This is a genomic window from Amycolatopsis sp., from assembly GCF_035276945.1.
In the GTDB taxonomy this organism is placed as follows: Bacteria; Actinomycetota; Actinomycetes; order Mycobacteriales; family Pseudonocardiaceae; genus Amycolatopsis_E.
In genome coordinates, this window is sequence record NZ_DATELF010000051.1 from 16,928 (window position 1) to 38,728 (window position 21,801).

Here is a 21,801-nt window from a genome sequence, read left to right on the forward strand (position 1 = left end):
CAGTCTGGCCGAAGGTCACCACCCCTTGTGGAGGTCGACCCGCCAGAACTGGGAAACCGGGCCGATGCCCTCGCCGAGCGGGTAGGCCTCGGCCACGGACCGCTCGATGAACCGCTTGCCCTCGGCGACGGCGTCGGGCACGCCGAGTTCGTGGGCCAGCGCCGCGGTGATGGCCGACGCCAGGGTGTCCCCGCCGCCGTGGGTGTGCGGTGTCTCGTGCCGGTGGCCGGACAGCTCGATGTACTGCACACCGTCGGAGAGCAGGTCGACGCACTCCGGATCGTCGTACAGGTGGCCTCCCTTGACCAGCACCCAGAGCGGCCCGAACTCCAGCAGCGCGTCCGCCGCGCGCCGCTGGTCCTCCCGGTCGGTCACCTCGACGCCGGTGAGCAGCCGCACCTCGTCCAGGTTCGGGGTGACCAGCGTCGCGCGCGGGAAGAGTTCGGTGCGGATCGCCTCCAGCGCCTCCTCGCGCAGCAACGCGTCGCCGTGCATCGACGCCGCCACCGGGTCCACCACGAGCGGGAAGTGCGCGTCTCGTCCGATGTGGACCTCATCGAGGGTCTTGGCGACCGTCTGGATGATCTCCGCGGTGGCCAGCATGCCGGTCTTCGCCGCGTGCACGCCCATATCGCCCGCCACCGCCTTGATCTGGGCGCTGACCACCTCGGGCGGGATCTCGGTGAATCCCCGCACACCCAGCGAGTTCTGCACGGTGACCGCCGTGACGGCGGTCAGGCCGTGCACGCCGCAGGCGAAGAAGGTGCGCAGGTCGGCCTGGATGCCCGCGCCACCGCCGGAATCGGATCCGGCGATGGTCAGTGCGGTGCGGGGAGTGGTGGTCATGGCCGGGGCGTTTCTCGCGACGACGGGGCTTCGAGTGCGGGCAGATACACCTGGTTACCGTTCGCGCCGAATTCCTCGGACTTCTCCCGCATACCGGCTTCGATCGCTTCCACTGTGGACAACCCGTGTTCTTCAGCATACTTCCGGACGTCCTGGGTTATCCGCATCGAGCAGAACTTCGGCCCGCACATTGAACAGAAGTGCGCGGTCTTCGCGGGCTCGGCGGGCAGCGTCTCGTCGTGGAAGGAACGGGCCGTGTCCGGGTCCAGGGACAGATTGAACTGATCGTTCCAGCGGAACTCGAAGCGCGCCTTGGACAGCTCGTCGTCCCACTCCTGCGCGTACGGATGCCCCTTGGCGAGATCGGCGCTGTGCGCGGCGATCTTGTAGGTGATCACGCCGGTCTTGACGTCGTCCCGGTTCGGCAGGCCGAGGTGCTCCTTCGGGGTGACGTAACACAGCATCGCCGTGCCGTACCAGCCGATCTGCGCCGCGCCGATGGCCGAGGTGATGTGGTCGTAGGCGGGTGCGATGTCGGTCGCGAGCGGGCCGAGGGTGTAGAACGGCGCCTCACCGCAGAGCCGTTCCTCCAGCTCCACGTTCTCCTTGATCTTGTGCATCGGCACGTGCCCGGGACCCTCGATCATCACCTGGACGTCGTGCTCGCGGGCGATGTGGGTCAATTCGCCCAGGGTCTCCAGTTCGGCGAACTGGGCCCGGTCGTTGGCGTCCGCGATCGAGCCTGGCCGCAGGCCGTCGCCGAGTGAGAAGGTGACGTCGTAGGCCCGCAGGATCTCGCAAAGCTCCGCGAAATGGGTGTAAAGGAAGGATTCCCGGTGGTGCGCGAGGCACCAGGCCGCCATGATCGAACCGCCGCGCGAGACGATGCCGGTCACCCGGTTGGCGGTGAGTGGGATGTAGCGCAGCAGCACCCCGGCGTGCACGGTCATGTAGTCCACGCCCTGCTCGCACTGCTCGATCACGGTGTCCCGGTAGACCTCCCAGGACAGCTTCTCCGGATCCCCGTCGACCTTTTCCAGTGCCTGGTAGATCGGCACGGTACCGACCGGCACCGGCGAGTTCCGCAGAATCCACTCGCGAGTTTCGCGAATGCGCTTGCCCGTGGAGAGGTCCATGATGGTGTCCGCGCCCCAGCGGGTGGCCCACACCATCTTGTCGACCTCCTCCTCGACCGAGGACCACACCGCCGAGTTCCCCATGTTCGCGTTGACCTTCACCAGGAAGTTCTTCCCGATGATCATGGGCTCGCTCTCCGGATGCCGCCGGTTCACCGGGATCACCGCCCGGCCGCGGGCCACCTCGTCGCGGACGAACTCCGGGCTGACCCGCTCCCGGGCGGCCACGAACTCCATCTCCCGGGTGATCACCCCGGCCTTCGCCCAGCCCAGCTGGGTGTTGTGCGCACGCCCGTCCGCCCAGCCACGGCGGAGCGGATGGAGTCCACTGTGGACGTCGATCCGCGCGTCCGGGTCGGTGTACGGGCCGGAGGTGTCGTAGACGTCGAAGTGGCCACCGGTGGACAGCTCGATCCGGCGGGCAGGTACCCGGAGACCGGACTCGGTCTGGTGATACACCTTGCGCGAGCCGGTGATCGGCCCGGTGGTCACGCGCGGCTGAACGTCGTTTTCCAGTGTGGTCACGAAAAATTTCACTCCCTACGCCGGCATTACCCGGTCAGGTTCGGCGGTCGGTGGCACCGGGTCCGAACGGACACCAGCCACCCTCTCAGCCCGCCAAGGCGCGAGCTCCCGCGATTTCAGTTGTGCCTTCGACCATGCCATGCCGAGCCGCGGAGCTCAAGTGCGAGCTAGCTCTCCAGTACTATCGTTACCTCGGACGCCACGAGCACGCCGCCGGAGGTCTGCTCCAGCCGGGCACCGGCTGGAGGAGCCTGATCTGGTCGTGGTTCCACGGGCGGAACTGTCCGAGCGGCCGGACCGCGACCCGGTCCCGGCGTATCGTGCCAAGCTGGTGATGGCGATCGTTTCGAGGAGCAACGCGCGCACCGATCGGGTGGAGAAGCTGTGGGCCTGCGCACAGGCCCCGGTACCGCCGATTCGACGAATACGGGCCGACCGTGACTCTGTTCGCCGATCGGTCGGCGGGCATTACCAGCGTTCCCAGCGCGTCCCGTTCGGCGAATCGATAACGCTGCCCGTTCCGTTCGACCTGGTGCTCGAAAAAAGGAGTTCCAGAGCCGTCGAGGTTCTTCCCGTTCACGCGGGATCGATACAGCGCGCGCGGCCACGAGGACTCCGTGAGCCGATCGGCCGCTTTCTTCGTTTGGGCGAGTGTGGCCGGGCGGGCACGGCCACACTTCCCTTCGTGGCTATCCGATCAACTCGAAACCTTCGGCCATACGCGCGAACAGCGTTTCGTCCTCGTCGGGAATCGAGGTGCCGCAGCCGAGGCAGAAGCTGACCTTGCCTTCGACCACAATGTATTCGCTGACCGCCCACGTGCGCCCGGCGTCGTGCCGTGCGCACCGCAGCAAAGCGCCGGACTTCCCGCCGAGTCCGCTTTCGGTGATCTCGAAGTCCGTGAAACCGGCTGATTCGAGCGACGGCTGAACCAGTTCGGCCAGTTCCAGTGCGCTGCGGCCCGGCCGCACGGCCTGGCGGAACACGATCACCGAGTGCCGCCGGTCGGCCGGGTCACCGAAGCGGACGGTTTCCCACGGGCTGTTCTTCAGGTTCGGCGGCCGCTCGTCCCACCCCCGCGGAATGCGGACGGCATAGCCGAAGTCCGGGTTTTCGACACGTTGCCATTCTGTCGACTGCATCAGGTACTCCTTGCTCTGCCGAAGGTGCCTGAGGGCAGCCGTGTAGGACTCGCCCGTGCGTCGTGCACGTTCGCGGACTCGCCGCTTGAAGTTCTTGTTCGCTGTCATCAGGCCCTCGGCGTCACGAAACCCGGCCCCCGGCGAACGAGCCCGCGACAGGCGGATGATCAGCGATCCGAGGAATGCGTTCCCCTTTGCCTCCACCGTGCGGCCCTGCCGGAGAAGGCCGAAGGAGGTTGGGCGGCGGATCAACGCCTGTCGTCAGGATGGCGAGAGCGTCGCCGCCTGTCAACCGACCAGTTCGCTGGGGTTGGCGATGACGTCCACCATCGCGCCGTTCCGTAGCACGGTCACCGCCAGCCGGGTCCCGATCACCTCGCCGAACAGCCGCCGCTGGATGTCCTGCGCGTCGGACACCCGCTCGCGCCCGACCGTCAGGATGAGATCCCCCGTTCGCAGCCCCGCGCGGTCGGCCGGCCCACCCGGCACGACTTCCACCACCCGCAGCCCGGCGTGCTGGCCGGTGTGCTCGGCGACGTCGCCGGGCAGCGGCGCCGGGACCCCGACCACACCGAGGTATGCCCGGCGGACGCGGCCCTCGACGAGGAGCGTGTCGATGATCCGGCGGGTGGTCGCGTTGATCGGCACGGCCAGCCCGAGCCCGAACCCGGCGACGGCCGTGTTGACCCCGACCACCCGTCCGGAGGAGTCGGCCAGCGCGCCGCCGGAGTTGCCGGGGTTGAGCGCGGCGTCGGTCTGGATGACGTCCTCGATCACCCGCCCCGCGCGACCGGTCCGCACCGGGAGTGCCCGTCCGAGCGCGCTCACCACGCCCGCGGTGACCGACCCGGCCAGCCCGAGCGGGCTGCCGATGGCCACCACGAGCTGCCCGACGACGAGCTTGTCGGCGTCGCCGAGCCGCGCCGCGGGCGGCGCTTCGCCGCGAACGCGCAGCACGGCGAGGTCGGAGAGCGGGTCCGCGCCGATCACGGAGAAGGGCTGCTCGGTTCCGTCGGAGAAGGTCGCCGTGCCGTTCCGGTCGCGGCCTACCACGTGGGCGTTGGTGATGAGGTACCCGTCGTCGGCGAACACCACGGCCGAGCCGCCGCCGACCGCCAGTTGCACACTCGCCACATGCGGAGTCACCTCGGCCGCCACGGTGCTGACCGCCCGCGAGTAGGCGTCAAGCGCTTCGGAGTCCATTCGCCCCACCACCGTTTCCGCAGAGCGCGCCTACTGGTCTGCCCAGTCGCCGATTACACCGTTACATCCAGTGTGCGCCCAGGTGGCGGCCTTGTCGGGGGGCGTTCGCTGTCGGCTTACGGTTCCTTGGGCGGGAGCCAGGACAGGCCGGGCACACCCCACTTGTTGCGCTTGATCATCCGCTTGGCCTCGCGGGCGTGGCGGCCGACGAGCCGGTCGAGGTAGAGGTAGCCGTCGAGATGATCGGTCTCGTGCTGGAGACAGCGGGCGAAGTACCCGGTGCCCTCGACCTCGATCGGGTTGCCGTCGCGGTCGAAACCGGTGACCTTGGCCCAGCCGGCCCGTCCGGTGGGGAAGGACTCGCCCGGTGCGGAAAGGCAACCCTCCCAGTCGGAGTCGGGATCGGGCATGGTCTCCGGGATTTCCGAGGTCTCCAGCTTCGGGTTGACCACCAGGCCCTTGAACCGGTTGCCCTCGTCGTCGGGGCAGTCGTAGACGAACACCCGCAGTGCCGCGCCGATCTGGTTGGCCGCCAGCCCGACCCCTTCGGCGGCGTACATCGTCTCGAACATGTCCTCGGTGAGCGTGCGCAGTTCGTCGTCGAACTTCTCCACCTCGCGGGTGGGGCTGTGCAGCACGGGATCACCGGCGATGCGGATGGGGTGAATCGTCACAACCCGTGATGGTACCCAGGGCGACGTCATGACGCGCCGGGCCGTGATCCCACCACGGACACCGGCCCGCGTGGTTGAATGGCTGCCGCGGAATGACACTCGTGTGATTGGGGTCGGATGGAAGCCGCGGAGAGCCTGCCGAACAACGGCGAGGCGCCGCCCGAGGTGACCAGCGAGCGCGCGCGGTCCCAGGACGCGGGTCCGACCGGCGGGCTCTCTCCGCGTGAGCTCGCGATCCTGGCCTTCGAGCGCCAGTGGTGGCGGTTCCCGGGCGCCAAGGAGCACGCGATCCGCGAGGAGTTCGGCCTCTCCGGCACCCGGTACTACCAGTTGCTCAACCAGTTGCTGGAGAAGCCGGAGGCCCTGCTGGCCGATCCGATGCTGGTCAAGCGACTTCGTAAGCTGCGATCCGTGCGCGCCCGCAAACGGGTGGCGCGGCGGCTGGGGATCGAGGGGCGATGAACTTCTTCCAGGGGCTGTCCCGGCCGATGCGGCTGGCGGGCGTGGTGCTGGTCGGCATCGCGCTGGTCGCCGTGGTGATCGGCACCGTCACCGCGCTCAGCGGTGGGAACAGCCAGAACGCCGCGCCGGCCAGTTCGGCGGCTCCGCCGCCCGGCCCGGGCGGCCCGCCGCCCACGACTTCCCCGTCGTCCGCGCCGGCGAGCACCACGACCACCGTCCCGCCGCCGCCCGCCACGACCACGCAGCCACCGGCCGCGGGCACGACCGCGCCGCCGCCTGCCCAGGGCGGCCAGTCCGACGCCAAGTGGGTCCCGGTGCGGGTCTACAACAACAGCACCATCAAGGGCCTGGCCGCGCGGGCGTCCGACGACTTCCGCGCCGCCGGCTGGAACATCACCGAGTCGGGCAACTACCCGTATGGGGTCATCCCGACCACCACCGCCTACTACACGCCGGGCACCGACGAGGAGACCGCGGCGAAGGCGCTGTCGTCCGCGTTCGGCATGCAGGCCGAGCCGCGTTTCGAGGGCATCCAGAACTCCACCCCGGGCGTGATCGTCATCGTCACCAACGACTACCAGGGTCTGAAGGGCAAGGACGGCTGAAGCGCCCTTGTCATACCTCTTGTTCAGGTAATCGTGCGGCCCCTTCGAGCCGGGGCTTCGCGGTGTGAGGGCACTCGCGAGACTGGTCGGGCAACCCGTTCCTCCTGCGAGTTGCCCCGTCAGTCGATTTCCGGAACAGGCATCGTCTCCGCACCGGGTTCCGAAAGGAATCTTTGCCGCAACAAACAGTTTTGCGACACATTGTCCGCAAAACGGACAATCTTCGTTCTGGCTTGCCGTGGGAACCCGGGCCGGGTTAGCTCCATCCCATTAATGTGAAGGAACTATCCCGTACGAGGTCACTGTGGCAGTGAATTCCGGCGAGCAATCGGACATTCAGAATATCAGGCACAAAGCAGAGCAGGCGAAGGCGCAGCTCCAGCAATTGTCCGCGACGCTGACGAGCAGGGACGGCGCGGCGACCGTGACGGTCAACGCCAGCGGCGCACTCCAGCAGCTTTCGTTCGGCCCGCGGGCCCAGGGGATACCACTTAACCAGTTGGCGGCCTCGGTTCTCGCCACCGCCCAACGCGCCCAGGCGCAGGCGGCTCGGCAGATCGCCGCGGTCATGGCGCCGGTGATCGGGACCGACAGCGACGCCATGAAGTTCCTCGAAGAGCAGCTTCCGGCGCCCGAAGTCCCCGACGAACAGCCTCCTCCCGAGCCGCCCCAGTTCGTCTTCAACGACGAGCAGGCCACGCCGCCGGTGTGGCCACCAGTACCGCCGCAGCCCGGCAGGCCGGCCCCGCCCGCGCAGCCGAGGCCACCGCGTCCGGCACGGCCGCCCGTCGAGGACGACGGCGACGACGATTTCGGATCAGTTCTGCAGAGGGGTTGGTAATGGCAGGCGGATATCAGGTCGACCTGGCGGCGTTCGCCGGGCACGAGTCCGAAGTGCGCGACACGGCCGACAAGGTCCACCAGGCGATCGACGCCACCGGTGCGGCACAGGGGTTGGGCGATTTCAACGCCTTCGGTCTTGTCGGGCAGATCGTCGCCGCGGGTATCGAATACTGGATTCACAGCGCGACTTCGTTCGTGAAGGGACTCGGCGACGCCGGCCACGATCTGGCCGACAAGGTCAAGACGGCGCAAGAAATGCTGTCGGCCCACGAGGAGAACACGAAGTCCACGCTCACCGCGATCGGTAAGGACATCCAGTCATGACCTCCGCGGAGACCACCGAGGCCCCGTCGAGCGAAGGAGGCGAGGAAAACCCGCTCGTCGCGAAGTCCGAATCGTCGTCGGGCTTCTTCACCGGCATGGGCTCCGACGGCGGCAGCCTCGTCGACGACGCCACGGCCCAGACTTCCGGATCCGGGCTGTTCAACGATGTCGCGACGACCGTCAAGGACTTCTCGGACGGCGACTGGCTGCAGGCCGGCTTCGACGTCGCGACGGACGGTCTGGATCTGCTCGGCGCCGCGATGGACCCGCTCGGCACGCTGGCCAGCGCCGGTGTCGGCTGGCTCATCGAGCACATCAGCTTTCTCAAAAAGGGTCTGGACGAGCTCGCCGGCAACCCCGAAGCCGTTACCGCCAAGGCGGTGACCTGGCAGAACGTCGCCAAACAGCTCAACGAGACCGCGGGCGACTACGAGCGGAAAGCCGGCGGCGCCCGTGAGGCGTACAAGGAAGGCGACGGCGCCGCGGCCTACCAGGCCACCGCCAAGAGCTACGCCGATTCCCTGCGAGGAGCCGCCGGACACGCGCAGGGCGCGTCGAACGCGATGCAGGTCGGTGCCGCGATAGTGGGCACCGAACGTGGCCTGATCCGCGACATGATCTCGGAATTCGTCGGTGGGCTGATCGTCAAGGGACTCGCCGCGCTGGCCACCTCGTGGTGCTCCTTCGGCGGGACGGTCGCGGCCTTCATCGCCGACACCGTGGTCGAAGGCGGGATACTCGCCGAGAAGATCAGCACCAGGATCGCGAAGATCGTAGAAAAGATGGAGACGCTGGCCAAGAACGCGGGGAAGTCGAAGGCGGCCATCGAAGCGGCGGCCAACGCGCTGAAGAAGGTCGGCAAGGCCGCTGACCGCGCCGTCGACAAGAGCCTGAATGCGGCCGCCAAGATCGAGTCGAAGGCGAACGAACTCAAGCAGGCGGGTAAGGAAGCCAAGGAAGCGGCCGAGGCGCGCAAGACCGCCGAAGAGATCGAGAAGGCTACCGGAGGAGAAAGGGAAAACCCACTCGAAAAGAGTTTCCTGAACCTGGACAAGTGGGTCGAGAATGGCGGCCGCCCGCCGAAACCGAACTGGGGCGACGGCATCGCGGTGGGAGCCGAGGCCCGGAGGCAGTACAACGAACAAGACACCCGAACGAGCGAGGCCAGCGAAGCGTACGAAGCCGAACACGGCGAGGGCGAATCCGGCGGCGAGGCCGAAGGAGGATCCGGCGATTAGCGGCTCACCGGGTGCGAACCGCACGGTGTCCGGCGAGGTGGAACAGGCCAACTTCGCCGGACGTCTTCATGCGTCGCAGCGAAAGACAGTTCTCAGGAGCCTGCCCATCGAGTACGGCGCGATCGTGACCGGGATCGTCTGGACGGCGCTGGCCAAGCCCGCCGCGGAGGAGAGGATCGCGCGATACGGGAATATCCTGCCGAGACCGGACCTGGTCTATCTGGGCCTCGGGTTGCTGATGCTGCTGCTTGGGCTGTGGGCGGTGCTACCGCGAGTCCTCGAAGTGCTGTCCGGCCGGGTGCGGATGATGCACGGCCGACTCGAATCGGCGGACATGTACCAGGAACAAGAGCGGTCAGGTCTTTTCACGCGCGTTTCCTACAACGCGCAGTCCCGCTTTCGTGTCAATATCGGTGTCTGGTCGCTTCCGGTGGATCCGCGCATCCCCGTCACCGCGCACGGTGGTCAGGAAGTCACCGTCTTCTTCACGCCCATTCGCGGCCGGGTGGTCGGAATCAGTCCGGGAGCCGTTCCCGGCACGGCGGGCGAGCCCATGACCCCCGGAGAGGCCGAGCTGGCTCAGGTGAACCTCGCGGGCGGGTTGCATCCTTCCCAGCGAAAGTACGTCAGGCGAGGCTACGCGTGGCCGCTGGCGTGGCTCGTTTTCGGTGTCTTCTATCTGTACGTCGGTACCGTTTCGAAAGATCCCGGGCCCTTTGTCGGGCTAGCCGTGCTCCTCCTGTTCTTGTTTCTCCGGATGACCTACCGAAAGGTCCGCGAGATTCGCGCCGGACGGGTCGAGCCGCTCAACGGAAACCCTCGTATCCGGGTCGACGAATCCAATTTCAGCGGGCTCGCGGTGCTGGGTCCCACTCCTGGCCGGGTGCGCCGGGCTCTGGCACCCAGATACACCATCCTCGTCAGCGGCCGGGAATTCGCGGTAAGCCACCGCATCCGGCTGCACCCGGCGCGCCACAACACCGTATTCGTCACGCCTCGCCTGCAACGCGTCGTGAACGTCGTCCCCAGTCGTTGAAAGGGAGTCGTTGAAAGGGAACTGTCAACGCGCGCTCGCGTAAGCCTCCAGCGCGGCGAGCTGTGCCGGGTCAAGGGACGGGCGGACGGTGTCGCGGGCCTTGGCCAGGTGGGCCGCCGTGACCTCGGTGGCCTCCAGTGACTCGCGCATGGCGGTGAGTGCCGCTTCGCGGACCAGCGCCGCGCAGTCCGCCGCGGAGTAGCCGTCCAAACCGGATGCCATTTCGGCGAGGTCCACATCGGGTGCCAGCGGAGTGTTCTTCGCACTGGAACGAAGAATTTCCGCGCGTGCTTCGGCGTCGGGTGGTGGCACGTAGACCAGGCGTTCCAAGCGTCCCGGCCGCAGCAGCGCCGGGTCGACCAGCTCCGGACGGTTGGTGGCGCCGAGCACGACGACGTCCCGCACGGGTTCGACCCCGTCCAGCTCGGTGAGCAGCGCGGCGACCACCCGGTCGGACACCCCGGAGTCGCCGGACTGGCCACGTCGTGGGGCCAGCGCGTCGACCTCGTCGAGGAAGATCAGTGAGGGCGCGGCGTCGGCGGCCTTCCGGAACAGTTCGCGGACGGCACGTTCGGACTCGCCGACCCACTTGTCCAGCAGCTCGGCACCCTTGACCGCGAACACGTTCACCGCTCCGGTGCCGGCCAGCGCGCGCACCAGGAACGTCTTCCCGCCGCCCGGCGGCCCGTACAGCAGGACTCCGCGTGGTGGCGCGATGCCCAGCCGGGCGAAGGAGTCCGGGTAGCGCAGCGGCCACAGCACGGCCTCGGTCAGCGACTGCTTGACCTCGGTCATGTCCCCGACGTCCGCCAGGCTGAGCCCGCCGGTGGCGAGGTTGTCCGAAGTGGACATCGAGATCGGCCTGACCGACTCCAATGCGCCCAGCAGGTCCTGCTGGGAGATCCGCGGTTCGTCCGCTTCCCGTTGCCGCAGCGCCGCCCGGACCGCCGCGTCCCGGCGGAGCGCAAGCAGGTCTGCGGCGACGAAACCGGGCGTCCGCTCGGCGATCGCCGCCTCGTCCACGGTCGGCTCCAGCGGCACGTCCCTGAGCAGGACGCGCAGCAGTTCGGTCCGGATCCTGGCGTCGGGCAAACCGATCGACAGCTCGCGGTCGAGCAGGTCGGCGGCGCGCAACCGGGGGTCGCAGGCTTCGGGATGGGCGGTCGTGGCGATCACCGCGAAGCCGGGCTTGGCCAGCGCATCCCGCAACTCGTTCAGCAGTACGGTCGCCACCGGGGGTGGCTGGGTGGCCGGCAGCAGTACGTCGACGTCGGTGAGGACCAGCACCGTCGGTTGCTCGGCGGTCGCCTGGCGAAGCGTCTCCCGGAGCCGGGAGGCCGCGGCGTTCGGCTCCAGCACGGCGATACCGGGCGCGGCCAGGCTGACCACCCGCACCTTTTCCGCGGTCGCGACGGAACAGACCAGAGTCGACTTGCCGACCCCTTCCGGGCCGGACAGCAGCACTCCCAGCCGGGCGGAAGTGCCCAGCCGCGCCAGCAGTTCCGGCCGATGGAAGGCGAGATCGAACCACTCCGCCAGCTTCCGTGCCGGGACACCCGCCCCGACGAGGTCGCTGACCGGCACGGTGGTGGTTTCGGGTTCGGTGACGATCTCCACGTCGAGGTGGTCATCCACGGGGGACTGTGGCGCCGGGGCAGCCTGTTCCCGGGGCGTGGAGTCACGCCAGGTGACCACTGTGGACGGTCCCACGGTGACCACGCCGCCGGGATCGGTCGCGGTGACGGTGAGGAGTTCGGTGGTCCAGGTCGCGCCGATGGCCCTGGACAGCTGGCCGCGCACCGACGCCGGGTCCGAGCCGGGCGGCGGCGCCAGGTCCTGGGGCAGCAGGGAAACCGCGTCCCCGACCGTGAGTACCTTGCCGATCAGCGCGAGCCGCAGCGTGCGCGGGGAGACCGACGCGCTGGCCAGCCGCGAGCCCGCCACCGTGACGGTCCTGGCCGCCGCCACCCTCGCCGGCGCGACGACGACTTCGGCGCCCTCGGTGAGCCCGAGGTTCGACATCGTCAGGTCGTCGGCCAGCACCACCCCGGGCATGCCCCCGGCGTCCGCCGGAACGGCCAGCGCGGCACTCACCCGTGCCCCGGTGAGGTGCACGGCGTCCCAGGCGCGCAGGCCGAGCGCGTCCAGCACCTCGGGGTGCAGCCGCACGACGCCGCGGCGAGCGTCGAGCGCGGAGGGGGTGTGCCGGATGGTCAGCGTGATCTGAGACGAGGTCACGCACACACTCTAGGCCGCGCGAGCGCCCCGCCGGGCGCGCGAGTCCCACCTTCAGGACGTGCGAAATTCGACGTTCGCGTCGCCAACGCAGAACTCGCGCGCCGGGAACCTAACTTGTCGTGGGGTGTACGTAAAGGTACGTTCGCCCCGATGGCCACTCTGACCAGCGCAAACGTAGACAAAGCAACCGATAGCAGGGCGAAGCTTGCCCAACTGATCTTGACGGCCGCACCCCTGTAGGCCGGGAGCTCCAGCACGTTTCCCTCAACCGGCACAGCACAGAGCGCAGTCCCGAGGAACAGCACAAGCACCACCAGCGCGACGGTGACAAGTACGGTTTCACTCTGCACGACAAGCCGTACCGGGAAATCGGTTCGGCCTCGCGTTACCGGCAGCGGGAACGGGTCGAGTTCCCCAAGCTGATCAAGGACCTGAAAACAGGTCAGTTCGACGCAGATTTCGTTTGCATGTGGGAATGGTCGCGCGGTTCCCGTGATACCGATGAATGGGTTTTACTGGTCGGTGCCTGCGCCAAAGCGCGTGTCTGGATCTTCATTCACACGGAACGGAAATTCTTTAACCCGCGTGATTCTCGGGACCGTATCGCGTTGCTGTCCGGGGGTCTGGAAGCGGAGAAACGCGCCGTTGAAATCTCTGATGCTACCTCCCGTGCGTTGGGTGACAACTTCATTGAAGGAAAGCCGCACGGCCGTATCGCTTATGGTTTCAGTCGTGTCTACGATTCCGAGACCGGCGAATTCATCCGGAACCGAGGCCCGAGGAGGCGCATGTGGTCCGGTTGGTTTTTCGGTTCCTGCGCGCACGGGTGTCCACTCGTCAGATTGCCGCATACCTCGAACGGCGCGGCTACCGGCGCCGCAACGGCAAGCCGTTCACCCCCCGCGAGATCACCCACATCGGGCGCAATCCGATCTACGCGGGACTCCGCCAGCATGATCACAACTGGCGGGATGTCCGCAACGGTGAAGGCACGAAGAACGTGGAACTGGTACCGGCTCAATGGGATTCCATTGTGGGCGAGGAACTTTTCTACGAAGTGCAGACCATTCTCAATGACCCGAAACGGCGCACGGTCCGGCCGGGCCTGAACTTCCTGACCATGTTCACGAAGTGTGCCGTGTGCGGGGGACCGTTGGGGGTGCGGAAGGACGGGAAGGCGACCGGTTTCCATGTCCCACCCGGCATTGGTGCATGAGCTACAATTAGTCACTTTAGTTGTCGCTACCGTCCCTGCCATGCCTGCACTGAATACACGGCCACTTTTCGCCGGTCTCGGGGTCCGTCCAGGTACCCGAACCGCCACACCAACTACAACCGGCTACCAGGTGACCGGGCCGCACAGTGGGCAGATTGCGCAGACCGGCGAGGACACGACGCGCGAGTTCGGCCCGGTCACCGTAGTCCACGGGTTCCTGCACGATGCGCGTGGGCGGCGGCACCTGAGCCGAAATCCGAATCGGAAGCGTCCCTGACACTACTTCACATTGCACCACTGTCGGTCTCCTGTGGATAGTCGAATGTGGATGCTCGGCCGGTGCCGCCGCGTGGGGAAGCTGACGGCACCGGCCGAGCTGGGCGCCGGGGATTGCGCCCGGTTCTCGGACTCCATACCGCCGAGAACCAACCACGCGGCGCGAGTGAATGCTTTGGACCTCACGCCGTGCGGGAGTTTGGTGGCCCGCGCTCAACCCCGATGCCGATGCGGGGAACCTCGGAGGAACGCGGGCCGTTTCAGGGGATGGTCAGTGAGGATGGGTCCGTACCCGGGGACGACCGAGGCGCCGCGTTGCCGTCGAGTCGGTCCGCGTGTGCCGCCATCTCCGCGCCGAGCCGGATCACACCGCTGCCGTACGTCCGCAGGATGTCCGTACCAACGGCCTCCAGGGTGCCGACACGGCCGTAGGCGGACACCAGTCGCGTCAGTGCCTCGGCAACCTCGGCCATGGCGGCGACCAACGCCCGGTCCCGTTCGGTATCCATACCGGTCACGGCGTGCCGCTCTACGTCCCTTGCACTGCTCCCGCTCACGAAGATCTAGCGTGGCGGACAATGCACTTTGGATGTTGCCGCCCTGGCAAACACCTGAACGGGCTACACGTGCAGACCGGCCCGGTAGGCCATACCCCGCAACTCGCGCCCAACGGCGTCGCGCTTGGCGTGAGAGACCAGTTCGGCGATAGTCTGCCGAGCGAACCTGTTACGCAGCACGCGCAGCGGATGCAGCGACTCAGCCTTACGCAACGCCTTCACGGCCTCATCCCGGCGGCGCACACCAGCCAGCGCGCGGCCATAGTCCATCCAGAAGGTTGCCTGCCGTTCCCGGCTGGGGTTCTCCTCCGGGTGCAAGGTCTGCGCCACCTCGATGGCGGTGTCAGCGTCGCCAGCCTCCAACGCACTGGCTATGCGCCACAAGCCCACGTTGACAGGCCCGAACCCCATTCGGAAGGCGTTCCCTTGCCCGGTCCGTTGGGCGATGTCAGCCGCATGCTCAAGCGGTGCGGCAATGTCGCCCAGACGGTTGTCCGCTGCGGCTACGAGCGCGTGCGACAAGGCCAACATGCCGTTGAGTTGCAGTCCTTCGCTGGTGTCGGTGGGTACTGCCGCTGCGTCCAGCTCCACCTGTGCCAGGTCGAACGCGCCTGAGGCGAGCATCTCTACGACGGAAGCCCAGGCAACGACACCCAGCGCTGTCGGGTCTTCCAGGTCTTCGGCGGCCTGGCGGGCCAAGGTGGCGGCCTGCCATCGCAGATCTAGGGGCGCGCCGACGATATACAGCCACCCGCGGACAGTCTGCGCGTGCAGCATGACGGCCAGTTCGAGCAGGTCTCGCCTGTCGTGTCCGGCGGCAAGGGTGGTGTGCACGTCGCGGACCAAGCTGGGTATCAGCACACCCCGTTGGTGGTAGTCGGCGCGTTCGACGGCGTGGGCGCGGTCGCGCAATTCGTCCAGTTTGGCGAGTTGTCCGCCCGGGAGTCCTCTGCTGACGGACATCATCGCGACGCGCAGTGACTGGACCGCGCCGTTGGTGTTGCCGTCTCCGGGTGCGGGAACTGGTAGTTCGATCAGTTCACTGGGCGCGACTTCTAGAGCGTTCGCTAGGGCCACGATTAGTGAACGCCGGTCGAGCGCCCGTTCGCCCGATTCGAGCCGTGACAGGTAGCTGACCGAGATACCCGCCAGCCCAGCGATTACCGCGAGTGACTTACCACGGGCAAGCCTGATCTGACGGAGGGTCCGGCCGATCTCGGGTGCCTCGCTCATGGTCGCAAGGGTAGTACCCACACGAGCTGCGAGTACCGGCACAGATCACGCATCACCGGGTCGGCCCACACCGGCCCCGCCACCGGCCGACACGCCACGCTGTGACACGCATCACTTTCAGCCCTGTTTCCCCTGATCAGGAACCCGACCCTCTGGCGTACACCTGATCACATGTGTGGAATGTGGAACTCGCGCGCGGGGAGCGTGGGACTCGCGAGGGCTGGGTAAGCTGGCTAGCGGTCGCCGCGGCGCAGGCCGATCCGACGCCAGCTGCGGCGCCGGGTGCGCTCCTGCCCGTCCGGCGAAAAGGTCCGCACGCCGCGGACCACGTGGTCCGGCCGGGGAAGCCGGACGCCCAGGCGGTTCCCGCCCGCGACACGCGGGAAACGGGGCCTCCGTAGCCGGAGCCGCCGCGTGCTCCGCGCCCGCCGGATGGCGCGGCGCTCGCTGATCGGCACGTTCCACGCCTCGGGGTGGTTGGCCAGCCAGTGGTAGCGGCGGACCGAGTACGGGATGTGCGCGAGGTACAGCACGAGTGCGATGGCCAGCGAGACCAGCGGGTACTGGATGATCGCCGCGGCCAGCAGGCACACGACCACCAGCAGCGGGGCCGCGGCCTTCGCCGGGGCCCGGACCGTCTTGAGCGACAGCGTCGGGATACGGCTGATCAGCAGCAGCGCGATCGCGATGGTCCACATCCACACCACGACCCGTGCCGACCACCAGCCGTCGCCGAACTCTATGGCGACGATCAGCGGCAGCAGCGCCAGCAGGCCGCCCGCGGGCGCTGGGACGCCGACGAAGAACTCGTTGGCATAAGGCGGTTTCTCGACTTCGAGCAGGGTGTTGAAGCGGGCGAGCCGGAGCACCATGCAGACCCCGAACACCAGCGAGGTGATCCAGCCGAGCCCTTGCGTGTCGGTCTGCCACACGTACAGCACCAGCGCCGGCGCGACCCCGAAGGAGATCGCGTCGGACAGCGAGTCCAGTTCGGCGCCCATCTTGGAGGTGGCGTCGAGCAGCCGCGCGATCCGCCCATCGAGGCTGTCCAGCACCGCCGCCACGCCGATCGCGCCGATCGCGAGTGTGTACTGGTGGTGCAGCGCGAACTGGACCGCGGACAGCCCCGCGCACAAGGCGAGCACGGTGACCGCGTTGGGCAGCAGCCGGACGCTGGGGGTCATGGCGCGAACCATTGAGAATCCTTAATCGCTAGGAAGCTCGGCGAGCACCGTCTCGCCGCCGATCGTGCGCTGCCCCCTGTTCACCAGCACCCGGCTGCCCGGGGGCAGGTACAGGTCGACCCGGGAGCCGAAACGGATCAGCCCGTAGGTCTGCCCGGCGGACACCTTGTCGCTTTCGGCGACCTGGCACACGATCCGGCGCGCGACCAGCCCGGCGATCTGCACGACGACCAGTTCGTGGCCGTCCTCGGTGCGCAGCAGGAGCGAGTTGCGCTCGTTGTCCTCGCTGGCCTTGTCGAGATCGGCCGACAGGAACCTGCCGGGCCGGTAGGCGACGCGCTCGATCACGCCGGTCGCGGGCGCGCGCTGGACGTGCACGTCGAACACGGACAGGAACACGCTGACCCGCATCCGCGGCCGGCTGGGAAGACCGAGCTCGGGCGGCGGCGCCGCCTCCTCGATCAGGGAAACCAGGCCGTCCGCGGCGGCGACGGCGAGACCGCCGCGGTCCGGCGGGACGCGGCGTGGCTCACGGAAGAACGCGGCCGTGGCGAGGGTGGCGAGTCCGGCCAGGGCGCCCAACGGCTTGGACAGGCGCCGCAGCAGGAGGGTGGCGGCGACGCCGCCCGCCACGAACGGGCGACCTGCCGGGTGCATCGGTGGGAGGGTTTCGCGGGCCAGTCGCAGGGCGTGCGTGATCGGGCTGCTCGCCTGCTCCGGCGGGTTGGGGCTCATCTGGTGGGCGTTCCCGTGGTCTCGTGCCGACCTAGTTCCGGGTCACCACGCTACCGTCAGCCGCGAGCACACCGCCCAGTGGCGCTCAGGTTCCGGAAACCAACGCCGGGCGGATGCGTCCCCCGACGACACACCCGCCCGGCGGCCGGGCGAATGCCACCAGGCATATTTTACCTTCCGGACGATATGATCATCACCGTTCGTCGAGTAAACGTTACGAACCGTCACCCTATCGTGGCCGTCGTTCCGATCTCGACACCAACCGGAGGAACCCCAGCAGCACGATGGCCCCGAGCACGGCGACGCCGAAGCTGGGCAGATCGAACTCGAAGGTCCTCGCATGCCCGGTGGCCAGCCGGTAGACGAACCCGCCGAGGGCGGCGCCCAGCACCCCGACCAGCACGCTGACCAGGCACCCGAGGCGCCTGCGGCCGCGCCCGCCGACGACCAGGTTGGCGACCCAGCCGGCCAGCGCGCCGAAGAGGATCCACGAGAAGATGCCCACGCACGGGATCGTAATGGCAGCGCGGAGCGCCGCCACGAAAGACGGTGGTAGACGGCATCGTGGCTTAGTCGGGGCTTAGTCGTGCGTGAGCAACAAAACGTCGACTTCGGTGCCCTCCGGCACCTCAGTGACGTCCTCCGGCAGCACGATCAGGCAGTTCGCCTGGGTGAACGCGGCGAGCAGGTGCGAACCGGGCCCGCCCCGCGGCCCGACCTCTCCGGTGACCTCGCCCTCGGTATGCCAGTAGAACCCGCGGCGGAACTGCCGCCGGCCCTGCGGCGACTTGAGACCCTCGGTCAGCCGTGCGCGCACCCTGCGCCGGTCCACGGTGGTGTGCCCCAGCGAGGTGAGCAGGGCGGGACGCAGGAAGACCTCGAAGGACACCAGCACGCTCACCGGATTGCCGGGCAGAGTCACCACGGGGACCCCGTTCCACCGGCCGTTGCCCTGCGGCCCGCCCGGCTGTATGGCGACCTTGGCGAAGCCCACCCCGAGCCCGCCCAGCGCGTCCTTGACCACCTCGTAGGCCCCGGCGCTGACCCCGCCCGAGGTCACCACCAGGTCGAACTCGCCCAGCCGCGGCTCGATGGCCGAGCGGAACGCCGCCACGTCGTCGACGCTCATCATGACCTCGGCGGAACAGCCGAGTTCGCGGATCGCTGAGGCGAGCATCACGCTGTTGGACTCGTAGATCTGCCCGTGCCGCAGCTTGCGAGGCGGCACGACCAGTTCGGAACCGGTGGACACGACCAGCACCCGCGGGGGCCGGCGCACGGTCAGCCGGTCCGCGCCCACCGCCGAGGCGAGCCCGATTTGCGCCGGGCCGAGCACCGTGCCCGTCGGCAGCGCGATCGTGCCCTGCTTGACGTCTTCGCCGGTGCGCCGGACGTGCGCGCCGGGGGCGGTGGCGCGTTCGATGCGCACCCGTTCGGTGCCGCGGTCGGTGTGCTCGACCATCACCACCGAGTCCGCGCCGTGCGGCATCGGCGCGCCGGTCATGATCCGGTGCGCGGTGCCGGGCAGCAGTTCGGTCACGTCCGTGCGGCCGGCCGGGATGTCCTCGGCGACCGGCAGCTCCACCGGTGCCGCCGGACTCGCCTCGGCCACGTCGACCGAGCGGACCGCGTAGCCGTCCATCGCCGAGTTGTCGAACGGTGGCAGCGAGACGCCGGCCCGCAGATCTTCGGCCAGCACGAGGCCGGCGCAGCCGGCGAGCGGGAGGCTGGCCCTGGCGGCGGTGCCCAGCAGGTCGATGATGGTGGCCCGGTAGTCGTCGACGGAAATCACCGGACCATCCTCCCCCGGCCAGACCGCCATGCAACACTCTCCCCGCTCCGCGGGTTGACACCGCGCCGCGGAGCGCCTCCGTTGTGGGTGGCGGTGGGCGGGCAGGAGGTTTCGGTTGCAGGTCCAGACGCGGCACACGCCCAGTTTCGGGGTGGCGCGCGTGATCTTGGCGTCCGGTGAGGCGGTGCAGGCGCCCGGTGAGGCGATGATCGCGAGCAGCTTCGGGATCACCGAGGTGCCCGCGTCCCGCGGTGGGCTGCGCGGGCACGGCAAAGGCGCCCCTTCGGTGTTCACCGCACCGGCGCAGGGCGGCTGGGTTGATCTGGCGCCCGCCGGGCCGGGAGACGTTTATCCGCTGGAGTTCGACGGCCGGACCGGTTGGTGCGTGGCCAGGCACGCGTTCCTGGCGCGCCCGTCGACGGTGCGGGCCGACTCCGGCTGGCAGGGCCTGCAGACGCTTTTCGGCGGCGACGGTGGGTTTCTCGAGCATTACAGCGGTACCGGGCCGCTCGTGCTCGGCTGCGCGGGTCCGGTGGACCAGCTCACGCTCGAACCCGGTGAGTTGATCACGGTCCGGGCGGGATTCCTGCTCGCTTATCCCGACACCCTGCAGGTACGCCTGCGCGCGATCGACCCGTCCGGCCTTCAATCGATTCGGACCGGCGAGGGGCTGGCCCTGGACTTCGCCGGTCCCGGAAAGGTTCTGGTGCAAGCACGTAAATCTCCGTGAATTGGGCATTGCCCACGCGCGTTATTCCGGTAGCGTGATCGCATCCGGGAGCCCGACTCGGCACGGCCTCCCAGTGTTCTTCGGTCGCAAGGAGGACGCCGTGGCAGTCGGCACGGTCAAGTGGTTCAATTCCGAAAAAGGCTACGGGTTCATCGCTTCCCCGGACGGCCCGGATGTTTTCGTGCATTACTCGGCCATTCAGTCGGACGGATTCCGCACTTTGGACGAGGGCGACAAGGTGGAGTTCGAGATCCAGGCCGGCCGCGACGGGCGCAGCCAGGCCGCGGAAGTCCGGAAGCTCGCCTAGCCCCGGCACCACCGCCGACTCTCGGTGCCCGCCGCCCCCTACCGTCCCGGACGCTAGGCTGCGCGACGTGACAGGCGATGTGCCGGGGGACCTCACCGGTCGCCGGCTGGGCAACTACCGCATCGATGGGGTGCTCGGCAAAGGCGGCATGAGCGTCATGTACAGGGCCACCGACGTCCGACTCGGGCGCAAGGTGGCCCTGAAGGTGATCGGTGAGCACCTCGGGGCCGATGCCGAGTTCCGGGAGCGGTTCGTCGACGAGGCACGGAACACCTCTGCCATCGACCACGCCAACGTCGTGCCCCTGTACGACTTCGGCGAGATCGACGGCATGCACTACATCGCCATGCGCCTGGTCGACGGTGCGGACCTGGCGAGCCTGATCGCCGACGGTCCGATCGCGCCCGAGCGCGCGCTCAGGCTGCTCGACCAGGTCGCCGACGCGCTGGACAGCCTGCACAACCGGGGTTTGGTGCACCTGGACGTCAAACCGGCCAACGTGCTGGTCACCAGCCGGGAGTCGGCGCGTGAGCACGTCTACGTCGCCGACTTCGGGCTGACCCGCCGCGGTGCCACCGGGCACCGCACCCGTGGCGGGGACTTCCTCGGCTCGCCGACCTATGCGGCCCCCGAGCACCTGCGTGGCGAGCCGCTGGACGGGCGCACCGACCAGTACGCGCTGGCCTGCGTGCTCTTCGCGTGCTTGACCGGTAGCCCGCCGTTCAAGGGCGACGTGCCCGCCGTGATCAAGGGACATCTGGCGGGCGAGCCGCCCGCGGTGGCCCGGCTGGTCGCGGTGCCCGCCGCGATCGACGACGTGATCCGCAAGGGGATGGCCAAGAATCCGGCCGAGCGGTACGACAGCTGTGTCGAGCTGATCTCCGCGGCACGCAAGGCACTCGGTCCCACGGTGAACTCCGAGCAAGCACCGGGTTCGCCCCAGGCCGCGATCCCGAGGGGAGAGGGCAGCCCGATGCAGCCGTATCCACCGCAACAGCCCGGCTGGGGACAGCAGCAGCCGGATTACCAGCCCCCGCAGCCGCCCCCACCGCGGCAGCCCTACGGCCCACCGCAGCGTTATCCCCAGCAGCCATCCGGCTATGGTCCGCCGCCGAGCGGTTACCCGCGGCAACCCGCCTACGGCACGCCGCCCTTTGGCAGCCAGCCGCCGCCGTACGGTCCACCGCCCGGCTACGGCCCGCCCGGCTTCGCGCCGCCTCCACCGAAGAAGCGTGGCGGGCTCAAGTGGTTGTGGCTCTTGCTCGGGCTGCTCGTGGTGGCCGGCGGTGTCGTCGCGGTGATCCTCCTGACCGGCGACTCGTCGCCCGAGACACCCGCGCCCAACATTCCGGTCGGCCCGGGCGGTGGCGGGTCGACGGCGCCTTCCAGTTCGAACCGGTTGCCGCCGGCATCGATTTCCATCAAACCGTCGGCCTGACTGCGTCACCGCTCTGACCTGCTGTTCTTGCACTCTCTCCCGGAGAGTGCTAAACACGGCG

The 21,801-nt window shown here is 68.5% G+C and carries 22 protein-coding genes and 1 pseudogene; 11 read left to right on the forward strand and 12 right to left on the reverse strand.

Features of this window, described 5'->3' with window-relative positions; all coding sequences use genetic code 11:
• Window positions 1–15: 15 nt before the first annotated feature.
• The 5 genes from thiD to VJT49_RS08310 form a co-directional block, all read right to left on the reverse strand.
• Window positions 16–846 carry a bifunctional hydroxymethylpyrimidine kinase/phosphomethylpyrimidine kinase gene (gene thiD / locus VJT49_RS08290; protein WP_324164130.1) on the reverse strand — a complete coding sequence of 277 codons (831 nt, stop codon included), beginning with the start codon at window positions 844–846 and terminating at the stop codon, window positions 16–18.
• Window positions 843–2,507 (reverse strand): phosphomethylpyrimidine synthase ThiC, encoded by a 1,665-nt coding sequence (thiC, locus tag VJT49_RS08295; protein WP_324164131.1) that lies wholly within the window; start codon window positions 2,505–2,507, stop codon window positions 843–845. The genes thiD and thiC overlap by 4 nt, the downstream gene beginning before the upstream one ends.
• A gap of 689 nt (window positions 2,508–3,196) precedes the next feature.
• Window positions 3,197–3,649, reverse strand: a complete 453-nt coding sequence (locus VJT49_RS08300) for a hypothetical protein (protein ID WP_324164132.1) — start codon at window positions 3,647–3,649, stop codon at window positions 3,197–3,199.
• 288 nt (window positions 3,650–3,937) lie between these two features.
• The gene (locus VJT49_RS08305; RefSeq protein ID WP_324164133.1) at window positions 3,938–4,852 is read right to left on the reverse strand and encodes a S1C family serine protease; all 915 of its coding nucleotides are present in this window, start codon (window positions 4,850–4,852) and stop codon (window positions 3,938–3,940) included.
• Window positions 4,853–4,968: 116 nt separating this feature from the next.
• On the reverse strand, window positions 4,969–5,526 hold the full coding sequence (locus VJT49_RS08310) for a peptide deformylase (protein WP_324164135.1): 558 nt from the start codon (window positions 5,524–5,526) through the stop codon (window positions 4,969–4,971).
• A 117-nt stretch (window positions 5,527–5,643) separates the two neighbouring features.
• Here VJT49_RS08310 and VJT49_RS08315 point away from each other — a divergent pair, with 117 nt between their 5' ends.
• From VJT49_RS08315 to VJT49_RS08340, 6 genes are all read left to right on the forward strand, one after another.
• Window positions 5,644–5,988 (forward strand): DUF3263 domain-containing protein, encoded by a 345-nt coding sequence (locus VJT49_RS08315; protein WP_324164136.1) that lies wholly within the window; start codon window positions 5,644–5,646, stop codon window positions 5,986–5,988.
• Window positions 5,985–6,593: a LytR C-terminal domain-containing protein gene (locus tag VJT49_RS08320; RefSeq protein ID WP_324164137.1), complete on the forward strand. Its 609-nt coding sequence runs from the start codon at window positions 5,985–5,987 to the stop codon at window positions 6,591–6,593. The genes VJT49_RS08315 and VJT49_RS08320 overlap by 4 nt, the downstream gene beginning before the upstream one ends.
• Window positions 6,594–6,897: 304 nt before the next feature.
• A complete protein-coding gene (locus tag VJT49_RS08325; RefSeq protein ID WP_324164138.1) occupies window positions 6,898–7,434 on the forward strand; it encodes a YbaB/EbfC family nucleoid-associated protein in 537 nt (178 codons plus the stop codon).
• Between the two features lie 53 nt (window positions 7,435–7,487).
• Entirely contained in the window at window positions 7,488–7,760 is a 273-nt protein-coding gene (locus VJT49_RS08330; RefSeq protein WP_324164139.1) for a hypothetical protein, read from the forward strand.
• Window positions 7,757–8,998 (forward strand): hypothetical protein, encoded by a 1,242-nt coding sequence (locus VJT49_RS08335; protein ID WP_324164140.1) that lies wholly within the window; start codon window positions 7,757–7,759, stop codon window positions 8,996–8,998. Before VJT49_RS08330 ends, VJT49_RS08335 begins: the two co-directional genes overlap by 4 nt.
• Window positions 8,999–9,023: 25 nt before the next feature.
• A complete protein-coding gene (locus VJT49_RS08340; RefSeq protein ID WP_324164141.1) occupies window positions 9,024–10,034 on the forward strand; it encodes a hypothetical protein in 1,011 nt (336 codons plus the stop codon).
• A gap of 24 nt (window positions 10,035–10,058) precedes the next feature.
• Here VJT49_RS08340 and VJT49_RS08345 read toward each other — a convergent pair whose 3' ends face one another.
• Window positions 10,059–12,272: an AAA family ATPase gene (locus tag VJT49_RS08345; RefSeq protein ID WP_324164142.1), complete on the reverse strand. Its 2,214-nt coding sequence runs from the start codon at window positions 12,270–12,272 to the stop codon at window positions 10,059–10,061.
• A gap of 281 nt (window positions 12,273–12,553) precedes the next feature.
• Between VJT49_RS08345 and VJT49_RS35125 the strand changes: the two are divergent.
• Together VJT49_RS35125 and VJT49_RS08350 are read left to right on the forward strand one after the other, a co-directional pair.
• Window positions 12,554–12,874 (forward strand): annotated as a pseudogene (locus VJT49_RS35125) (recombinase family protein); the annotation flags it as partial.
• 155 nt (window positions 12,875–13,029) lie between these two features.
• Window positions 13,030–13,488, forward strand: coding sequence for a recombinase family protein (locus VJT49_RS08350; protein ID WP_324164277.1), 459 nt, complete (start codon window positions 13,030–13,032; stop codon window positions 13,486–13,488).
• Between the two features lie 536 nt (window positions 13,489–14,024).
• On the opposite strand, the gene VJT49_RS08355 is transcribed toward VJT49_RS08350, so the two are convergent.
• The 6 genes from VJT49_RS08355 to glp form a co-directional block, all read right to left on the reverse strand.
• Window positions 14,025–14,321, reverse strand: a complete 297-nt coding sequence (locus VJT49_RS08355) for a hypothetical protein (RefSeq protein ID WP_324164143.1) — start codon at window positions 14,319–14,321, stop codon at window positions 14,025–14,027.
• A gap of 63 nt (window positions 14,322–14,384) precedes the next feature.
• Entirely contained in the window at window positions 14,385–15,554 is a 1,170-nt protein-coding gene (locus tag VJT49_RS08360) for a helix-turn-helix transcriptional regulator (protein WP_324164144.1), read from the reverse strand.
• A gap of 233 nt (window positions 15,555–15,787) precedes the next feature.
• Window positions 15,788–16,750 carry a CDP-diacylglycerol--serine O-phosphatidyltransferase gene (pssA, locus tag VJT49_RS08365; protein WP_324164145.1) on the reverse strand — a complete coding sequence of 321 codons (963 nt, stop codon included), beginning with the start codon at window positions 16,748–16,750 and terminating at the stop codon, window positions 15,788–15,790.
• Window positions 16,751–16,759: 9 nt separating this feature from the next.
• Entirely contained in the window at window positions 16,760–17,473 is a 714-nt protein-coding gene (locus VJT49_RS08370; RefSeq protein WP_324164146.1) for a phosphatidylserine decarboxylase, read from the reverse strand.
• A 229-nt stretch (window positions 17,474–17,702) separates the two neighbouring features.
• Complete coding sequence (locus VJT49_RS08375; protein ID WP_324164147.1) at window positions 17,703–17,978, reverse strand: GlsB/YeaQ/YmgE family stress response membrane protein; 276 nt, start codon at window positions 17,976–17,978, stop codon at window positions 17,703–17,705.
• A 75-nt stretch (window positions 17,979–18,053) separates the two neighbouring features.
• The gene (gene glp, locus VJT49_RS08380) at window positions 18,054–19,265 is read right to left on the reverse strand and encodes a gephyrin-like molybdotransferase Glp (RefSeq protein ID WP_324164278.1); all 1,212 of its coding nucleotides are present in this window, start codon (window positions 19,263–19,265) and stop codon (window positions 18,054–18,056) included.
• 115 nt (window positions 19,266–19,380) lie between these two features.
• Between glp and VJT49_RS08385 the strand changes: the two genes are divergently transcribed.
• The 3 genes from VJT49_RS08385 to VJT49_RS08395 all read left to right on the forward strand — a co-directional run bounded on the left by VJT49_RS08385 (window position 19,381) and on the right by VJT49_RS08395 (window position 21,740).
• Window positions 19,381–19,995 carry an AIM24 family protein gene (locus VJT49_RS08385; RefSeq protein WP_324164148.1) on the forward strand — a complete coding sequence of 205 codons (615 nt, stop codon included), beginning with the start codon at window positions 19,381–19,383 and terminating at the stop codon, window positions 19,993–19,995.
• A 100-nt stretch (window positions 19,996–20,095) separates the two neighbouring features.
• Window positions 20,096–20,302 carry a cold-shock protein gene (locus VJT49_RS08390; protein WP_324164149.1) on the forward strand — a complete coding sequence of 69 codons (207 nt, stop codon included), beginning with the start codon at window positions 20,096–20,098 and terminating at the stop codon, window positions 20,300–20,302.
• Between the two features lie 67 nt (window positions 20,303–20,369).
• Complete coding sequence (locus tag VJT49_RS08395) at window positions 20,370–21,740, forward strand: serine/threonine-protein kinase (protein WP_324164150.1); 1,371 nt, start codon at window positions 20,370–20,372, stop codon at window positions 21,738–21,740.
• Window positions 21,741–21,801: the final 61 nt, after the last annotated feature.